Here is a 14,368-nt window from a genome sequence, read left to right as displayed (position 1 = left end):
TCGTCCCGGGACCCTCTATACTCGCGGTGTTCGGAAGGTCGGGGTTCGTCTCATGCAAGGCCGTCGCGTTCTCTCTCCAGTCCTCCTTGTCGGCGCCGGAACCGGCGAGGCAACCTGTGGAATCCTCTACCTCGCGGGCTACCTGCGACGCGGTGGAATCGAGGCCTTCGTCCGGCTCTACGACGGAGACGAATCCGAGCAGGAGGTGACTCGCTCGCTCGAGGCCCTGGTGGCGCGCGTGCGCCCCCGGCTCGTCGGGATCAGCCTCAAATGGTTCCATCACGTCCACCGCGCGCTGCTCCTGGCTCGGACGCTGCGCGCGATCGACCCCGAGATCCGGATCGTGGTGGGCGGCAACACCGCGTCGTACTGGTGGCGGGAGCTGAGCGCGTTCGACTGCATCGATCACATCGTCCTGGGCGACGGCGAGAGGCCGCTGCTGGCGCTCTGCCAGGGAGAGCCCTCCCCTCCCAACTGCGTCACCCGGGCTCCGGATGGCACCCCGCGCCGGTTGCCCCTGGAGTACGTGCAAGGCGCCACGAACAGCGAGGACATCTACTACTCGCACTTCGACGACATCTTCCTGAGCCACCAGGATCGCCATGCCTTCTCGGGGTGGGTCGCGCCCGGCAAGGGTTGCGGCGAGAACTGCCTCTATTGCGGTGGAGCCCGCGGCAACCAGAAGGCGGCCTTCGGACGCGCGAAGCCGTTTCTGCGCTCCGAGGAGAGTGTGCGCCGCGACCACCAGGAGATCGCTCCCCGGACGTGGCAGTTCCGTTATGACTTCTCGGGAAGCTCGGCCGGGTTCCTGCAAGGCACCTGGGCGGGAGTCGATCTCTCACGCCACTCCTGCATGTATTTCCTGTGGGGCGTGGCCCGGATGGAGCTCATCGACGCCCTGGCGGGAGCCTTCGAGCACGTCCACATGGTGCTCGACATCGGCTGCTTCTCGGAACAGCAGCGGCACGAGCAGATGCGGCGTGGCCTGCTCAAGCCGTGTGCATCGGACCAGCAGCTGCTCGAGATCATCGACGGCTGCCGCCGCCACGAGAACCTGGACATCGAGGTCTCTGGAATCGCGGGACTCCCCTTCGCCAGCGCCGCCACGCTCAAGGAGGAAGTCCGCCTGGTGGAGCGAATGATCAGCCTCGACTGCCTGGTGGGCTACCAGCGGCTCGAAGCCCAGCCGGGTGCGCTCGTCACCGAGCACCCGGCACGGTTCGACATGGAGACCGAAGCGCGAACGTTCTCGGAGTTCCTCGAGTACTTCGAGCAGCGCGAGCCCGGCGACGTGTCGGTACCGATGATTCGCTTCCGCGACACGGCGCTCGAGAAGGCGGTGCAGCGCACGTCGGAGCACGTGGATGCCCTCGCGCGGAAGCACGAGGAGACGAAGCGCAGGGTTCCCATCAACGGACGCACGCGCCTGTTGAACACCGCCCCATCGACCCTTCAGTTCAAGCTCGGTGATTGGCTGGGACCTCACCGGGTTCCCGCGAAGGTCGCGCAGGAACAGGTGACCGTCGTACGGTCGGTGGAGGGAACATCCCTGGTCTGCGCGCCTTCGCTCAGCCCGCGAAGATTCACCGACCCGACGCTGGATCAGGGCGAGGACGGGAGGATCCTCCTGACCACCCTGGCCACCTTCGAGCGCCCGACGACGGTCGCCAACGCGGTGACACACCTGGGGGCGAAGTTGAAGCTCGACCCGGGCTCGGCGCGCGAGGTCATCGAGCACCTCGTCGACGGACGCTTCCTCCAGCCGGCTTGAAGCGCGAGGTGCCGGAGTGCGCACCCCAGCCTTGCTCCCGAGCTTTTTGGTTGATAGACATGTCAGTCAAAAGCGCGGAAGGGAGGCCCATGCCCCCTCCGGCGGAACAGCTCGAGGGAGCGCAAGGCCATGAAGGTCCAGAACAAGGTTGTCGTTGTAACCGGCGGCGGAAACGGAATGGGCCGGGAGCTTGTCCTGGCGCTTCTGTCAAAAGGCGCGAGCGTCGCCGCTGTCGACATCAACGCGTCTGCCCTTGAAGAGACACGCCAGCTGGCGGGGAAGAACCAGGACAGGCTGGCCACCTACATCACGAACATCACGGACCGCGCAGCGGTGGATGCGCTCCCAGGCCAGGTCATCTCCCGCTTCGGGGCTGTCGACGGCATCATCAACAATGCTGGCGTCATCCAACCCTTTGTCAGGTTGAAGGACCTCGATTACGCGGCGATCGATCGGGTGATGAACGTCAACCTGTACGGAACGCTCTACATGACCAAGGCGTTCCTGCCGCACCTGCTCGCACGCCCGGAGGCGCACATCACGAACATCTCCAGCATGGGTGGATTCCTGCCCGTGCCAGGACAGACCATCTACGGGGCAACCAAGGCGGCCGTGAAGCTCCTGACGGAAGGCTTGAGCTCGGAGCTCCTGGGCACGAACGTGAAGGTCACAGTGGTCTTCCCGGGAGCGATCGGCACGAACATCGCGGTGAACTCTGGTGTGATGGATAGCCTGCAGATGAAGGGCGGAGAGGGGCCTCTGCCCAAGATGCTGGCGCCTGACAAGGCCGCGCGGATCATCCTCGAGGGCATCGAGAACAACCGCTACCGCGTCCTGGTGGGAGCCGATGCCAGGCTCATGGATGCCGTCTACAGACTGAATCCCCAGCGTGCAGCGCGTTTCATCTACAACCAGATGAGCGCCTTGTTGCCGAAGTAGGCGCAAGGGCGACGACTTCACGGGCCTGGAAGTGAGACATCTCTAGACACCTTCGCCCTTCACGGGCAGTTCGAGCGTGAAGGTGGCGCCCTGAGCGGGGCCGGGGCTGGTGCAGGTGAGCCGGCCCTTCATCTCCTCGGCGGCCAGGGCGCTGATGTGCAAGCCAAAGCCGTGCCCCGTCTTCTTGGTGGTGAAGCCCTGGGAGAACAGGCGCGCCATGTTCTCCGGGGCGATCCCCACTCCGTTATCCGTCACGTCGATGCGCAGCCGCTCCCCCCCGGGAACGGGCTGGACGTGGATGCGCAGGCACTTGTCCTGTTGCGCGCTGTCCACCAGCGCGTGGCGCGCGTTGCTCAGCAGGTTGATGAGGATCTGCAGCAGCTTGTGCCGGTCGACGAAGATGAGGGGCACGTCGGCGTAATCCCGCACGATGCGGATGGCCAGCCGCTCGAAGGAGACGGCGTGCAGGCGCAGGGCCTCGTCGATGAGCTGGGGCACCGCCACCTGCTCCACCGCGCCCGCGGGGCGCGCGTGCCTCTGCTGCATGCTGACGATGGACTTGATGTGCTCCACGCTCTGGGTGAGCGACTGCATCTCCTTGAGCATGGTGTCGCGCTCCTCCGCCAGTTGGTTGGACACGGCGATGAGATAGGGCGGCAGTTGCTGTCCCTGGGGATCCCGGGTGATGAAGGAGGCGAGATCCGCCAGGTGCTCGCGCAGGAGGGCCGTGGCCTTGGTCAGACCGGTGACGCGGGAGCGGCGGAGCTGGTCGGTGACGAGGGTGGTGGAGATGTTGACGCTGTTGAGGGTGTTGCCCACGTTGTGGAGCACGCCGGTGGCGATCTCCGCCATGCCCGTCTGGCGGGAGACATCCACCAGGGTGCGGTGCAGCTCTCCCAGCCGGGTCTCGGCCTCCTTGCGGCTGGTGATGTCGCGGCCGAAGACCGTCACGCCCGTGACCCGACCTCCCGCCACCATGATGGGATGGAGGTTGACGTCCAACACGAAGCGGGTATCCCTGAACGCGTACGTCTCCTCGATGCGCAGGCGCTGGCCTTGAAGCACCTGGGCGAAGCGCTCCTTCCAGAGATGGATCCTCTCGGGATTCAGGTAGAGGAAGAGCGACTGCTGTGGCTCGGGTTGCGTGCCGAGGAACTTCTGGAAGAAGTTCCTCATGGCCGAATTGGCGACGAGCATGCGCCCCCCGGTGTCCGTCGAGACCACGATGTCGTCGGTGCTCTCGATGATGCTGCTCAACTTGCTCTCGCTGTCCTGGAGCTTCTTCAAGGCCTCCTCGAGCGAACGGTGGGCCGCATCCCGTGCGGTGCTATGCAACGCACCGACTCCCCAGATGCCCAGGAACGAGACGCCCGAGAAGAGGTGCCGGACCCAGAACCGTGACAGGGAGAAGGAATCGGAGGGGACGCCGACATGGTGTGTGACGTAGAGGGGGTGAACCACATCCATGAGCACCGCGATGAAGAGGGTGTAGAGCAGTGCCCAGCGCGGCCCCAGCAGGTACACGGCGAAGGCGGGGAGCAGCAGGTTCGCGGCGTGCACGCCACCCTCGAAGTTGGCCCTGTTCATGAAGACCCCCCCCACGAAGCCGGCCGTGATGGTTGCGATCAGGATCACCGCCGGAACCTCGAACCGGGAGGACTTCCGCGCCGCCACCAGGGTCGCCACGTACAACACGCCCGCGATGCCCGGGGCGGAGTCATATGGAGAGAACAGCGTGCTCACCAGGTACAGCGTGGAGAGCATGAGCATGAAACACGTGGTACCGATGAGCACCCGGTGACGAATGAGGTCCGAGGGAGGCGCGTTGCGCAGGGGTTCCGAAAGGAAGAAGTCCAGCCAGCGCAGGAGCCCCGAGGCCTTCTTGGAGTCAGAGGAGGCCATTCCTCCGGGTCCGGGGGGTTCGTGACGGTCCTGGCTTGTCTCGGCAGATGAAGGCAGCGCCATGTCGGAGAAGAGCAACCGAGAGGAGAGGGGAAGGCTCCCGGCGGCTCAAGATGCCATGGTGCTCCGGATTTCGGGGCTTCTTCTAAAAGGAGAAACCGGGCAGGCGAGGGGCTCATTGCCCCGTCGTGGCCCTGGGCGCGCGTCCAATTGTCCCCTCCCCTCTCCCTCCCTGTCACCGGGAAGGTCCACGATGTTGATAGCTGGGCGCGGCCCTCTGTCCGCTGTACGCTGTCTTCGGGGGGAATACCTGTGACACACTCGAGCGAACAACCCGGCGGAAAGCGTTCTCGCCCGATGGGCCCTGGGGCCGGTGAACGTTGACGGACTGGAGAGGTCAACCCTCGGCCATGCCATCCATCGCCGACCTCATCGAGCGGAATCGGGAGTCTCTGATCCAGCTCTTCCTCGAGGAGGCCCGCCGGCTCCCGTCCGCCCGGAACGTGCGCCCCCAGGACGTCATCGACAACCTCCCCGAGTACCTCGACATCCTGCGTGCCCTCTCCCTCGGACAGCGCGGGGACGCCGACTACTCCCGGCGGCGTCTGGAGGAAGCCCACCTCGAACTGCGCCGCCGGCAGGGCTACACCGTGGAGGACGTGAGGACCGAGCTGGTGATCCTCGAGCGGCTCCTCGCCAGCCTCTGGGAGTCCCTCCCTCCCGGCCAGCAGCCCCCCCGGGAGGACCTCCAGCGCCTTCGCAACGGGCTCCAGGCCGCCATGGAGCACACCGCCTCCACCTTCAGCGGGCACTCCCCCGAGGAGCACCTGCGCCAGGCCGTCAGGGAGGCCGCCGAGCACGAGAGGCAGCAGGTCACCACCATCCTGGAGAGCATCTCCGAAGCCTTCCTCTCCTTCGACCAGGACTGGCGCTTCACCTACGTCAACCACGAGGCCGAGCGCTTCATGGGACTGACACGCGAGCAGGTGCTGGGCCGCAACCACTGGGAGGTCTTCCCCGCCACCCTGGGCACGAACGTGGAGCACTACTACCGGCGCGTGGCCACCGAGCGGATCCCGCTCGCCTTCGAGAACTACTACCAGCCGTGGAAGCGCTGGTTCGAGTTCCACGTCTACCCCACCGATCAGGGGATCGCCGTCTACTGCCAGGACATCACCGAGCGGAAGAACCGCACCGAGGAGCGCGAGCAACTCCTGAGGGAGCAGACCCGGCTGCGCGAGCAGGCCGAGCAGGCGCTGCGCCAGAGCCGGCGCGCGGGGGAGGTGCTGGAGCATGGGGATCCGTTCATCCTGCTCGACAAGGACTTCCGCATCCTCCAGGTGAACAAGAACCAGGAGCGCGTCAGCCAGAAACGGCGCGAGGAGACGCTCGGCCGCGTCATCTGGGACGTCTTCCCCGCCATCAACAATCCCGAGTCCGCGTACTGGCGCGAATACCAGCGCGCGATGAAGGAACGAACCCCCGTGCACTTCGAGGAGTACTACCCCCCGCAGGACCTCTGGGCGAGCGTGAACGCCTACCCCACCGCCGAGGGAGGACTGGCCGTCTTCCTCCGGGATGTCACCGAGCGCAAGCGCTCCGAGCAGTTCCGCGAGCGGCTGGTGGGCATCGTCAGCCATGATCTGCGCACCCCGCTCAACAGCATCACCCTGGCCGCCACGACCCTGCTGCGCCAGGAGGACGTCTCCGAGCCCATACGCGTCCGGGTGCGGCGCATCGTCCAGAGCGCGGAGCGCATGTCGCGGATGATCACCGACCTGCTCGACTTCACCCGCGCCCGTCTGGGCGGCGGCATCCCCCTGCAGCGCCAGACTGGCGAGCTGCTGGAGCTGGTGCTTACCACGCTCGAGGAGTTCGAGACGACGCACCCGGGCCGCCTCCTGCTCTCCCATGACCCGGGTCCCTACACAGGAGAGTGGGATCTGGATCGGCTCGCCCAGGTCATCTCCAACCTGGTGGGCAACGCGCTGAAACACGGGGCCGGAAACACCCCGGTGGAGGTGGAGCTCCACGAAGAGGGCCAGGAGATCGTCCTCTCGGTGATGAACCAGGGGACACCCATCCCCGAGCCCCTGCGGCCCCATGTCTTCGATCCCTTCCGCCGCGCCGCGGAAAGCTCGCGCCAGGGGGGACTGGGGTTGGGACTCTACATCGCGCAGCAGATCGTCCTGGCCCACGGCGGTTCCATCACCGCGAGCTCCTGCTCCGCCACGGGCACCACCTTCACCGTGCGGCTGCCCCGAGACCTCGCACACCCCTGATGACTCCCCGCTCGGCACGGTAGAGTCCCCCCATGAGCTTCCAGCCACCCTGGAGCGGGGCCTTCCGCCTCCAGACCTTCGTCCACCGTGTGCCCGACGCGTTTCCCGCGAGCACCCTCGAGGCCATCCGGTCGGCCATCCTGGGCTCCTCCCTGCTCGGGGAGAGCAACCTGTCCTCCCAATTCACGGGCACCTATGGCTTCTCGATCACCTTCCGGCGCGAGGCCGTCCCCGTGGTGACGGATCAGTTTCCCGCCTTCGCCCCCTTCCTCGAAGCCGCGCTCCTGCCGGGCTGCAATGCGTTCCTGCTCAACCCCCTCCTGATTCAAAATGGGCGCGGGGTGGATACCCACCTGGATCGCAGCATGAACTTCTACGAGACCCACATCGGCTGCCCGGTCGCCGTGAGCGTGCTCTACGTCCAGGTGCCGGAACACCTCTCGGGAGGAGAGCTGCGGCTGTATCACCGCGGCAAGCGGGTGGCGGCGCTGGCTCCCCAGGCGCGCTCACTGGTGACGTTCCGGGGGGACCTCGCGCACGAGGTCGCGGCGGTCGAAGCCGGGGCTCCGGAGCTCTCGGCGGCGCGCATCAGCCTGGTGGTCGAGCAATACCGCCTGCCAGAGGCCGTGGTCGCGAAGGTGCCTCGTTTCGAGATGCGGACCCGGACGGAAGGAATCGCGGCATGAGCGAGCTGGTCATGGAGTGGTGGGTGGCCCAGACGCCGGGGCAGGTCTTCGAGGCCATCGAGGATCCGTTCCAGTTCCGGCGCTGGTATGGGGCCCCGCCGGGCGGTTTCCGCCTCGGGGAGGACGGGGACTCGGACGTGGGCGAGCCCTTCCGGCTGGACCTGCTCGATGAGAAGGGCACCCCCCTGGCGCTGACCGGCCGCGTCCTCGCCGTGAAGCCCGACGAAGTCCTCTGGATGCAGCTGGCCTGGGATGGAGGGAACTTCGGCCCGGAGACGACCCGCGCCTCCATCATCCTCCACCCCACCAATGGGGGCACGCGCATCGAGGTCCGCCAGGGTCCCTTCTTGAGCCCCGAGTCACACGAAGCACACCGGGCGTTCTGGGAGGCCGCCGTGGGGCGGCTGGTCCGCGTCATCTCCGGAGAAGCCGTCCCCTGCTTCGAGGAGTTCTGGGAGGAGTCGGGCGGTTACGTCGAGCCGCTCGGCATGGCGGCCTATACCGTACTGGCCGGGATGAGGGAGGCTGGGGCGACGCCCGAGACCCTCGCGCAGCTCGAGGAGACGCTCTACACCCACCTCGCCCGCCTGCCCGATGAGACCGCGAAGGTGCTCGGGGCGGTGCTTCGCGCGCGCCTCCAGGGCGCTCTCCCCACACGGGGAGGCGGAGACCGTTGAGGTTTTGAATTTCTTGTCGGGTTTTCGGAGGGGACCGCGTCGTTGAAAGCAAAGGCCGGAGCTCGCGATGCGACACCGGCCGCCGCCGCCAAAAAGAGCCACCGAGCCTTCGTCAGTCCTCGCGTCGAGCCCTCGTCTGGGTGCACCCACCCCCTGACGAGAGGTTCGCGCATGGCGATGAATCCCCGCATCAAACGGGCGATCGTGTTTGGCCGGAATCCGCACCAGTCCGACGCCTTCGACACGGAAGCGGAAGCGGCCGAGGCGCTGGGAATCGAGACCTTCCAGATCGATCTGCACGCCCTGCTCGAAGGCAACACGGATCGCGCGCTCGCCGCCATCCCCGAGCGGGGTCACCTGCGGCTGCTGTACCGGGGATGGATGCTCACGGGGGAGGAGTACGAAGCGCTGGACGAAGCGCTCGGAGAGCTGGGCCACGAGCTGATGACGACCCCGGCGGAGTACGCGGCGGCGCACTACCTCCCGAACTGGTATCCACGGCTGAAGGGATACACCGCACGCTCCGTCTGGACCGAGGGCACGGACCCATCCGAAGCCTGGCATGCCGCGCAAACGCTGGGAGCACCGCCGTGGCTCGTGAAGGATCACGTGAAGTCGGCGAAGGAGCGGTGGGCGGAGGCGTGCTTCGTCCCCGCCGGTGCCACGCGAGCGGACTTCGAGCGGATCTGCGCCGCGCTGCTCGAGGAGCGCGGAGACCGCTTCGAGCGCGGGTTCGTCGTCAGGCGCTTCCTGCCATTCAAGGTGCGTGGGCGCACGCCGAGCGGGCCCGCGCACCTCGAGTTCCGGCTGTTCTTCGGGCGCGGGCGGCTCCTGGCAGCGGAGTCCTACGATGACTTCGACGTCGAGGTACCCGACTTCTCGGCCTTCGAGCGGCTCGCACGCAAGATCGACGCACGCTTCTTCACCCTGGACGTCGCGATGCTCGAGGACGGCCGCTGGGTCGTGGTCGAGGTGAACGATGGAGGGGTCTCCGGGCTTCCGGCGAGCATCGATCCACGCGAGCTGTTCGCGGCGTTGCTCGACGTGGATCGTTGAGAGTTGCCCGCGCGCTCAAGTGAGCAGCGCGCGGCGCTCCGGCGCCTCGAACCAGCGCAGCAGGAAGTCGATGAACACCCGGGTCCGCAGCGGCAGGTGCCGACGTGACGGATAGAGCAGGTACAGCGGCATGGCCACCAGCTCGTACCCGGGGCAGAGGCGCACCAACGCACCGGACTCGAGGTCCTCCCGCACCTGGAACAGGGGCAGCCGCACCACTCCGGCACCGGCCAGCGCCGCGCGCCGGATGGCGCTGTAGAGATTGATGCGCAGCCGGCCTCCCACGGTGGCCGTCTCGGTGCGGCCATCGCGCTCGAACAGCCAGAGGGCGTCATCACGGAAGTGGGGGTTGAGGATGCACGGGACCCGCGCCAGCGCACTGGGGGTATCGAGCGGTCCGTGCGCCGCCAGGAAGGCGGGGCTCGCCACCACCACCTCCCGCACCACACCCAGCGGACGTGCCACCAGGTGCTCCTCCAGCGCGCGGGTCGTGCGCAGTGCCACGTCGTATCCGTCCGCCACGAGATCCCTCCGCAGCACGCTCAAATCGATCTCCACCTCGACGTTCGGATAGGCGCCCTGGAACGCCAGCACCAGCTCGGGCAGGAAGATCTCCCCGAAGGAGGTCGGTGCGGTGATTCGTAGCCGTCCTCCCACCTCGGACGTGGTCGCCGAGACCGCGCGCTCCGCTTCCAGCAGCACCTCGCGCAACTGACGGCAGTACTCGAGATAGAGCCGCCCGGCCTCGGTCAGCGTCAGCCGCCGCGTCGTCCGGTGCAGCAACTGCACGCCCAGTGCCCTCTCCAGCTCCGCCACCTGCTCGCTGGCGTGGGCCTTCGAGCAGCCGAGCTTCTCCGCCGCTCGCGTGAAGCTGCCCAGCTCCGCCACCGTGACGAAGGCCAGCGACTGATCGAATCGTCCGAGCATTGTCTTCATATGCGAACAGTGTTTCCAGCCGGGACCCGTTTATCCCCTCGCCTCCCAGGGGCATCTTCTCCGCGTACCCGAGCATTGGTTCGCATCATCGAACAAAAAGGAGGCAGTCATGAAGGTTCTTCTCGTCGGAGCCCATGGAGTCATCGGCAGCGCGGTCGCCCGGGAGCTGGGCACCCGGCACACGATCGTCAGCGCTGGCCGGGGCCGGGGTGACGTGAAGGTGGACATCACCGACAGCGCCAGCATCCGCCGCATGTTCGAGCAGGTGGGCCGCGTGGACGCGGTGGTCTCGGCCGCTGGCAACCTGCACTTCGCCCCGCTCGAGGACATGACCGAGGAGCACTTCGGCATCGGCCTGCGCGACAAGCTGATGGGCCAGGTGAACCTGGCCATGATCGCCCGTGCCTGGCTGAACGACGGAGGATCCATCACCGTGACGGGAGGCATCCTCGCCGAGCAGCCCATCCGCTGCGGCAGCTCGGCCTCCATGGTGAACTCCGCGTTGGAGGGCTTCGTGCGCGGGGCCGCCATCGAGCTGCCTCGGGGGCTGCGCATCAATCTCGTCAGCCCGAACGTGGTGCAGGAGTCGCTGCCACAGCTCGCGCCCTTCTTCCGGGGCTTCGAGGCCGTCCCCGCGGCCCGCGTGGCCCTCGGCTACAGCCGGAGCGTGGAGGGCCACCAGACCGGGCAGATCTACCGCGTCTTCTGATGGCCCTCCCGGGCCTCACTGCACCGTCACGGTCCATTGAAGGTCGTTGAAGCCGGTGGAGGCCTCCCAGACGTTCTGGTTCGCCAGTTGGATGGCGTATTCCGGACGGGTGCTCAGGGAAGGCTCCGGATCCGGAAGGTTCAGCAGGAGGGCATAGCTGCCTGCTGGCAGGGTCGCCGGAAGCGTGACGCCCTGGCTGATCGTCACCGTCGCTCCTGCCGTCCAATGGCGCGGATCCGCGGAGAGGGGCAGGCGGTAGGTGGCGCCGCTCGAGGTGTTCCGCAGAACCAGCTGGACCGACCGGGGATTGAAGGGAGCAGCCCAGCCCTCGTTCCTGAGTTGGATGTCCACGGGCATCGCCGCGCCACGGCTGGCGGTCGCGGGGAAGGTGGCCGACACGAGGGTGAACCTGTACCCGAGCCGGCGGTCTATCTCGGGCCTGCACCCGCCATTGCTCCAGCCGCCGAGGACCGTGGCCTCGTAGTCGGCATTCAGATAGGAGTAGTGGAACAAGGCCAGCTCGTTCAACGCGGTGGCGCAATCCGAGCGCGGCGGGTTGAAGTTGCAGGTCTCACCGCCCATGGCGAGGTAGTTCGTCTCGGCCGCCAGGTACGGGTATTCGACCGTCGTGTTCTCGAACGTCCCCCAGTCGTCGGGGCTGGCCAGGAAGCAGTCGTTGTGGTGCCCGACCCGGGCGACCGCGGAGCCGTTGTAGGCCTGCGAAGCGGTGAGCGCCGATGTGCCATACATCGTGCGCTTGAACTTGGGCGTCCGGAGCTGGACCATGCGCGTGGCCGGAAGAACGCTGAGCAGCTTGTCGACCAAGGCCTTCCGGTTGTTCCAATCGGTCTGCGAGACATTGCCCGCGTTCCCGAAGTTCCGCGTGTAATACCACTCGCCCCATGCGCCGATGAAACCCGTCTGCACGACCGCGATGACGTCGCTGTTGGCGCGCAGGTACGGCGCCAGCTGATCCAGATGCGCGGTGACCCGGCTCAGGGGAGCGTCATCTCCATCGGTCGACAGGGTATAGGCGAACCGGACGATCATCTTGAGCCCCGCGGCCCGGACGGCATTCGCCTGTCGTTGGAAGCGATCCAGCTGGGCCTGACTGATGGGGCTGTTCTTGAACTCCGAGAGATAGAAGATACAGAACACCTGGGTGATCTTCTCGTTGGTGCGGTATCCGCTCAACGTGGATGCGACGAAGTCAGTTTTGTCGCAGTCGGAGGTGTAGTGATAGAAGCCCCGCTCCGGGTTGGCGATGGTGGCGCTGCTCGCCGCGTAGTAGGTCGTCGTGCCCGTCCCCGTCCCCGTGCCTCCACTGTAGACATGGGTGTATTTGGGAGACGTCTCGAGCGGCGTCTCGACCTGGAAGACGATGTCCGCGTCGTTCGGGGTCGCGCCCTCGCCGATGTCCGCCCGCGCGAACGTCCATCTGGCGGTGCCCGCCGAGGCCGTGTGCGTCACCGTCTTGACGAACTGCCAGCTCCAACCCCCTCCGAGGTGCTTGTACAAGGAGTCGTTCTCGAGGAGGTAGTCCGCCCCGATTCCCTGCTGGGCGAACCCCGTCGCGGGATTCCGGTCGACGTCGATGTACGCGCGCCGGAAGGCCGGCGTCCCGGTGTACTGGAATTGATAGCTGACGGAGGTGGCGTCGTTGCCAACCACCATCCCTGAGATGGCCGCATGCGCGGACGGCGACACGAGCAACAGGCTCGAGAACAGCATCGCGAGAGCCGCGCGAGAAAGGTGGAGCCGGGGTTTCGAACTGAGCATGCACACTCCTCTGGGGTGTCGTCGGACGTGGACTTCGCCAGACGGGCATCGCTATGCGCTAAGCCACACGCAGGCAAGGATTTCCTGCACAACCGGCGAGACCGGTGGTTCAGGTCTGACCGCCCAGCGAGGCGAGGGCGCGCAAGAGCAGCACGGTGATTGTCACCGCCAGCGCCAGCACCCCCACCAGCAGCACCCCGATGCCGAACACCCACGCCCGGCTGGCGCGGCGGGTGGCGGCGGGAGCCATCAGATGCTCCTCGAGCAGGCGCACGTTGCGTGTATTGGCCTTCCAGGCCGCATCGAAGACATCGCCCAGGAAGGGCACCGCGCCCACGAGGGCCTCCAGCCCCACGTTCCCCACCATGCGCAGCAGCACCTCGCGCGAGGCGCCCAGGCGCACCGCCTGCAAGATGATGTAGCTGGAGAGCAAGGCGCCCGCCCAGTCACCCACGCCCGGTATCAGCCCCAGCAGGGCGTCCCATCCGATGCGAATGCCCCCAGGCAGCCGGATGGAGGTGTCCAGTTGCCGGGCCAGGCCGCGCACCTGCTCGAGCGCGGCGGGATTGGAGGAGGTGCTCATTGTGAGCTGTCACCTGGGAGGCGCGGCGCTTCGGCGCTCAGGCCTTGCGGCCCAGCACGCGCTTGCCCGCGAGCACCACGCCGAGCACCACCGCGCCGGACAGGATGCCCACAATGGCGTCGGCCAGCGACGGCGCGAGCGTCCCCAGCAGGCCCCCGATTCCGGGCACCGCGCCCGCGTGATGGGCCAGCCCCTCGATGGCGTGGTGCAACACGGGAATGCCATGCGTGAGGATGCCGCCACCGACCAGGAACATGGCCGCGGTGCCAGCGACCGACAGGCTCTTCATGAGCCACGGCGCCGTCTTCAGGATGCCCTCCCCCAGGCCGCGCTGGAACCGCGCCCATCCGCTGTCACCGGGCTTCTGGGTGAGGAAGAGCCCGCCATCGTCGAGCTTCACGATGGCGGCCACCAGGCCGTACACCCCCACCGTCATCAGCAGGCTCACGCCGACCAGCGCCAGGACCCGTGTCATGAAGGGCGCGTCGACCATGACCCCCAGGGAGATCACGATGATCTCCGCGGAGAGGATGAAGTCGGTGCGCACCGCGCCCTTGATCTTGTCCTTCTCGACCGCCACGAGGTCGACACTGGGGTCGACCAGGGCCTGGGTGAGCTCGGCGTGGTGGGCCTCGTCCTCCTCGTGGCTGTGCAGGAACTTGTGCGCCAGCTTCTCGACCCCCTCGAAACACAGGAACAGGCCGCCCGCCATCAGCAGCGGCGTCACCATCCAGGGCACGAAGGTGCTGATGGCCAGCGCCAGGGGCACCAGGATGGCCTTGTTCACCGCCGAGCCCTTGGCCACGGCCCACACCACCGGCAGCTCGCGGTCCGCGTTCACGCCGGTGACCTGCTGGGCATTGAGCGCCAGATCGTCACCCAGCACGCCAGCGGTCTTCTTCGCGGCCACCTTGGTCATCACCGACACGTCGTCGAGGATGGTGGTGATGTCGTCGAGCAGTGCGAGCAGGCTGGATGCCAAGAGAGGGCTCCTTCTAACAGGGGTGGGCTGAAGCGGCGCGCATCCTAGCCTGCCCCGGCGGGAGCG

The 14,368-nt window shown here is 67.0% G+C and carries 12 protein-coding genes; 7 read left to right on the top strand and 5 right to left on the bottom strand.

Features of this window, described 5'->3' with window-relative positions; all coding sequences use genetic code 11:
- The first annotated feature begins 52 nt into the window (after positions 1 to 52).
- Positions 53 to 1,771, top strand: a complete 1,719-nt coding sequence (locus tag NR810_RS30955; protein WP_257457995.1) for a B12-binding domain-containing radical SAM protein — start codon at positions 53 to 55, stop codon at positions 1,769 to 1,771.
- Between the two features lie 129 nt (positions 1,772 to 1,900).
- Positions 1,901 to 2,710 (top strand): SDR family NAD(P)-dependent oxidoreductase, encoded by an 810-nt coding sequence (locus tag NR810_RS30950; RefSeq protein WP_257457994.1) that lies wholly within the window; start codon positions 1,901 to 1,903, stop codon positions 2,708 to 2,710.
- 42 nt (positions 2,711 to 2,752) lie between these two features.
- Here NR810_RS30950 and NR810_RS30945 read toward each other — a convergent pair whose 3' ends face one another.
- Positions 2,753 to 4,612 carry an ATP-binding protein gene (locus tag NR810_RS30945; RefSeq protein WP_257457992.1) on the bottom strand — a complete coding sequence of 620 codons (1,860 nt, stop codon included), beginning with the start codon at positions 4,610 to 4,612 and terminating at the stop codon, positions 2,753 to 2,755.
- 410 nt (positions 4,613 to 5,022) lie between these two features.
- On the opposite strand from NR810_RS30945, the gene NR810_RS30940 reads away from it, so the two are divergent.
- From NR810_RS30940 to NR810_RS30925, 4 genes are all read left to right on the top strand, one after another.
- Entirely contained in the window at positions 5,023 to 6,894 is a 1,872-nt protein-coding gene (locus NR810_RS30940; RefSeq protein WP_257457991.1) for a sensor histidine kinase, read from the top strand.
- 32 nt (positions 6,895 to 6,926) lie between these two features.
- Positions 6,927 to 7,580 carry a 2OG-Fe(II) oxygenase gene (locus NR810_RS30935; protein WP_257457989.1) on the top strand — a complete coding sequence of 218 codons (654 nt, stop codon included), beginning with the start codon at positions 6,927 to 6,929 and terminating at the stop codon, positions 7,578 to 7,580.
- Positions 7,577 to 8,257, top strand: a complete 681-nt coding sequence (locus tag NR810_RS30930) for an SRPBCC family protein (RefSeq protein ID WP_257457988.1) — start codon at positions 7,577 to 7,579, stop codon at positions 8,255 to 8,257. Before NR810_RS30935 ends, NR810_RS30930 begins: the two co-directional genes overlap by 4 nt.
- A 171-nt stretch (positions 8,258 to 8,428) precedes the next feature.
- Positions 8,429 to 9,313 (top strand): ATP-grasp domain-containing protein, encoded by an 885-nt coding sequence (locus NR810_RS30925; RefSeq protein WP_257457987.1) that lies wholly within the window; start codon positions 8,429 to 8,431, stop codon positions 9,311 to 9,313.
- A 15-nt stretch (positions 9,314 to 9,328) separates the two neighbouring features.
- Here the strand turns inward: NR810_RS30925 and NR810_RS30920 are convergent, their stop codons facing one another.
- The gene (locus NR810_RS30920; protein WP_257457986.1) at positions 9,329 to 10,249 is read right to left on the bottom strand and encodes a LysR family transcriptional regulator; all 921 of its coding nucleotides are present in this window, start codon (positions 10,247 to 10,249) and stop codon (positions 9,329 to 9,331) included.
- Positions 10,250 to 10,358: 109 nt separating this feature from the next.
- Between NR810_RS30920 and NR810_RS30915 the strand changes: the two genes are divergently transcribed.
- Positions 10,359 to 10,958, top strand: a complete 600-nt coding sequence (locus tag NR810_RS30915) for a short chain dehydrogenase (protein ID WP_257457984.1) — start codon at positions 10,359 to 10,361, stop codon at positions 10,956 to 10,958.
- A gap of 15 nt (positions 10,959 to 10,973) precedes the next feature.
- On the opposite strand, the gene NR810_RS30910 is transcribed toward NR810_RS30915, so the two are convergent.
- The 3 genes from NR810_RS30910 to NR810_RS30900 form a co-directional block, all read right to left on the bottom strand.
- Positions 10,974 to 12,737 (bottom strand): DUF4832 domain-containing protein, encoded by a 1,764-nt coding sequence (locus tag NR810_RS30910; RefSeq protein WP_257457983.1) that lies wholly within the window; start codon positions 12,735 to 12,737, stop codon positions 10,974 to 10,976.
- A 109-nt stretch (positions 12,738 to 12,846) separates the two neighbouring features.
- Positions 12,847 to 13,320: a DUF4112 domain-containing protein gene (locus NR810_RS30905; protein WP_257457982.1), complete on the bottom strand. Its 474-nt coding sequence runs from the start codon at positions 13,318 to 13,320 to the stop codon at positions 12,847 to 12,849.
- 37 nt (positions 13,321 to 13,357) lie between these two features.
- Positions 13,358 to 14,302: a DUF808 domain-containing protein gene (locus NR810_RS30900; RefSeq protein WP_257457981.1), complete on the bottom strand. Its 945-nt coding sequence runs from the start codon at positions 14,300 to 14,302 to the stop codon at positions 13,358 to 13,360.
- Positions 14,303 to 14,368: the final 66 nt, after the last annotated feature.

The sequence above is a fragment of the Archangium lipolyticum genome (genome assembly GCF_024623785.1).
Classification (GTDB): Bacteria; Myxococcota; Myxococcia; order Myxococcales; family Myxococcaceae; genus Archangium; species Archangium lipolyticum.
Note: the sequence above shows the minus strand (reverse complement) of the source record. Positions and strands in the feature narration are given on the sequence as shown.

Excerpts from the sequence above, each read along its gene's own strand:
- NR810_RS30955 (WP_257457995.1), top strand. The coding sequence starts at position 53 with ATGCAAGGCCGTCGCGTTCTCTCTCCAGTCCTCCTTGTCGGCGCCGGA.
- NR810_RS30950 (WP_257457994.1), top strand. The coding sequence starts at position 1,901 with ATGAAGGTCCAGAACAAGGTTGTCGTTGTAACCGGCGGCGGAAACGGA.
- NR810_RS30945 (WP_257457992.1), bottom strand. The coding sequence starts at position 4,612 with ATGGCCTCCTCTGACTCCAAGAAGGCCTCGGGGCTCCTGCGCTGGCTG.
- NR810_RS30940 (WP_257457991.1), top strand. The coding sequence starts at position 5,023 with ATGCCATCCATCGCCGACCTCATCGAGCGGAATCGGGAGTCTCTGATC.
- NR810_RS30935 (WP_257457989.1), top strand. The coding sequence starts at position 6,927 with ATGAGCTTCCAGCCACCCTGGAGCGGGGCCTTCCGCCTCCAGACCTTC.
- NR810_RS30930 (WP_257457988.1), top strand. The coding sequence starts at position 7,577 with ATGAGCGAGCTGGTCATGGAGTGGTGGGTGGCCCAGACGCCGGGGCAG.
- NR810_RS30925 (WP_257457987.1), top strand. The coding sequence starts at position 8,429 with ATGGCGATGAATCCCCGCATCAAACGGGCGATCGTGTTTGGCCGGAAT.
- NR810_RS30920 (WP_257457986.1), bottom strand. The coding sequence starts at position 10,249 with ATGAAGACAATGCTCGGACGATTCGATCAGTCGCTGGCCTTCGTCACG.
- NR810_RS30915 (WP_257457984.1), top strand. The coding sequence starts at position 10,359 with ATGAAGGTTCTTCTCGTCGGAGCCCATGGAGTCATCGGCAGCGCGGTC.
- NR810_RS30910 (WP_257457983.1), bottom strand. The coding sequence starts at position 12,737 with ATGCTCAGTTCGAAACCCCGGCTCCACCTTTCTCGCGCGGCTCTCGCG.
- NR810_RS30905 (WP_257457982.1), bottom strand. The coding sequence starts at position 13,320 with ATGAGCACCTCCTCCAATCCCGCCGCGCTCGAGCAGGTGCGCGGCCTG.